This is a genomic window from Streptomyces sp. NPDC020845 (genome assembly GCF_044334165.1).
Classification (GTDB): Bacteria; Actinomycetota; Actinomycetes; order Streptomycetales; family Streptomycetaceae; genus Streptomyces.
The window spans coordinates 1-2,696 of sequence record NZ_JBIRSJ010000072.1; the positions used below are offsets into that span (position 1 = coordinate 1).

The following is a 2,696-nucleotide window of genomic DNA, read 5'->3' on the forward strand; positions in this document are numbered from 1 at the left end:
TTTCCCAAGTAGCACGGGGCCCGAGAAATCCCGTGTGAATCTGGCGGGACCACCCGCTAAGCCTAAATATTCCCTGGTGACCGATAGCGGATAGTACCGTGAGGGAATGGTGAAAAGTACCGCGGGAGCGGAGTGAAATAGTACCTGAAACCGTGTGCCTACAAGCCGTGGGAGCGTCGCCGTCAAGCTTGCTTGGCGGTCGTGACTGCGTGCCTTTTGAAGAATGAGCCTGCGAGTTTGCGGTGTGTTGCGAGGTTAACCCGTGTGGGGTAGCCGTAGCGAAAGCGAGTCCGAATAGGGCGATTGAGTAGCGCGCCCAAGACCCGAAGCGGAGTGATCTAGCCATGGGCAGGTTGAAGCGGAGGTAAGACTTCGTGGAGGACCGAACCCACCAGGGTTGAAAACCTGGGGGATGACCTGTGGTTAGGGGTGAAAGGCCAATCAAACTCCGTGATAGCTGGTTCTCCCCGAAATGCATTTAGGTGCAGCGTCGTGTGTTTCTTGCCGGAGGTAGAGCACTGGATAGGCGATGGGCCCTACCGGGTTACTGACCTTAGCCAAACTCCGAATGCCGGTAAGTGAGAGCGCGGCAGTGAGACTGTGGGGGATAAGCTCCATGGTCGAGAGGGAAACAGCCCAGAGCATCGACTAAGGCCCCTAAGCGTGCGCTAAGTGGGAAAGGATGTGGAGTCGCAGAGACAACCAGGAGGTTGGCTTAGAAGCAGCCATCCTTGAAAGAGTGCGTAATAGCTCACTGGTCAAGTGATTCCGCGCCGACAATGTAGCGGGGCTCAAGCGTACCGCCGAAGTCGTGTCATTGCAGCATATAGGTCCAACGATCGCTGTGATGGGTAGGGGAGCGTCGTGTGCCGGGTGAAGCAGCCGTGTAAGCGAGTTGTGGATGGTTCACGAGTGAGAATGCAGGCATGAGTAGCGATTCACACGTGGGAAACGTGTGCGCCGATTGACTAAGGGTTCCTGGGTCAAGCTGATCTGCCCAGGGTAAGTCGGGACCTAAGGCGAGGCCGACAGGCGTAGTCGATGGACAACCGGTTGATATTCCGGTACCCGCTTTGAAGCGCCAACGCTGAACCAGGCGATGCTAAGTCCGTGAAGCCGCCCTGGATCCTTCGGGTGAAGGGGAGTGGTGGAGCCGACGGACCAGACCTGTATTAGGTGAGTGATGGGGTGACGCAGGAAGGTAGTCCAGCCCGGGCGGTGGTTGTCCCGGGGTAAGGGTGTAGCCCGAGGGGTAGGTAAATCCGTCTCTCATGTGGGTGAGACCTGATGCCGAGCCGATTGTGGTGAAGTGGATGATCCTATGCTGTCGAGAAAAGCCTCTAGCGAGTTTCATGGCGGCCCGTACCCTAAACCGACTCAGGTGGTCAGGTAGAGAATACCGAGGCGTTCGGGTGAACTATGGTTAAGGAACTCGGCAAAATGCCCCCGTAACTTCGGGAGAAGGGGGGCCATTGCTGGTGATGAGTCTTGCACTCGGAGCTGGTGGTGGCCGCAGAGACCAGCGAGAAGCGACTGTTTACTAAAAACACAGGTCCGTGCGAAGCCGTAAGGCGATGTATACGGACTGACGCCTGCCCGGTGCTGGAACGTTAAGGGGACCGGTTAGTCATATTTCGGTATGGCGAAGCTGAGAACTTAAGCGCCAGTAAACGGCGGTGGTAACTATAACCATCCTAAGGTAGCGAAATTCCTTGTCGGGTAAGTTCCGACCTGCACGAATGGCGTAACGACTTCTCGACTGTCTCAACCATAGGCCCGGTGAAATTGCATTACGAGTAAAGATGCTCGTTTCGCGCAGCAGGACGGAAAGACCCCGGGACCTTTACTACAGCTTGATATTGGTGTTCGGTTCGGCTTGTGTAGGATAGGTGGGAGACTGTGAAGCTGTGACGCCAGTCATGGTGGAGTCATTGTTGAAATACCACTCTGGTCGTGCTGGATGTCTAACCTGGGTCCGTGATCCGGATCAGGGACAGTGTCTGGTGGGTAGTTTAACTGGGGCGGTTGCCTCCTAAAGGGTAACGGAGGCGCCCAAAGGTTCCCTCAGCCTGGTTGGCAATCAGGTGTTGAGTGTAAGTGCACAAGGGAGCTTGACTGTGAGACCGACGGGTCGAGCAGGGACGAAAGTCGGGACTAGTGATCCGGCGGTGGCTTGTGGAAGCGCCGTCGCTCAACGGATAAAAGGTACCCCGGGGATAACAGGCTGATCTTCCCCAAGAGTCCATATCGACGGGATGGTTTGGCACCTCGATGTCGGCTCGTCGCATCCTGGGGCTGGAGTCGGTCCCAAGGGTTGGGCTGTTCGCCCATTAAAGCGGTACGCGAGCTGGGTTTAGAACGTCGTGAGACAGTTCGGTCCCTATCCGCTGTGCGCGTAGGAGTCTTGAGAAGGGCTGTCCCTAGTACGAGAGGACCGGGACGGACGAACCTCTGGTGTGCCAGTTGTTCTGCCAAGGGCATGGCTGGTTGGCTACGTTCGGGAGGGATAACCGCTGAAAGCATCTAAGCGGGAAGCCTGCTTCGAGATGAGGGCTCCCACCTCTATAAGAGGGTAAGGCTCCCAGTAGACGACTGGGTTGATAGGCCAGATATGGAAGCCGGGTGACCGGTGGAGTTGACTGGTACTAATAGGCCGAGGGCTTGTCCTCAGTTGCTCGCGTCCACTGTGTTGGTTC

The 2,696-nt window shown here is 56.6% G+C and carries 1 rRNA gene; it reads left to right on the top strand.

Annotated features, from left to right (window positions below):
• Positions 1 to 2,669, top strand: a 23S ribosomal RNA gene (locus ACH4U7_RS53100); the annotation flags it as partial.
• Positions 2,670 to 2,696: the final 27 nt, after the last annotated feature.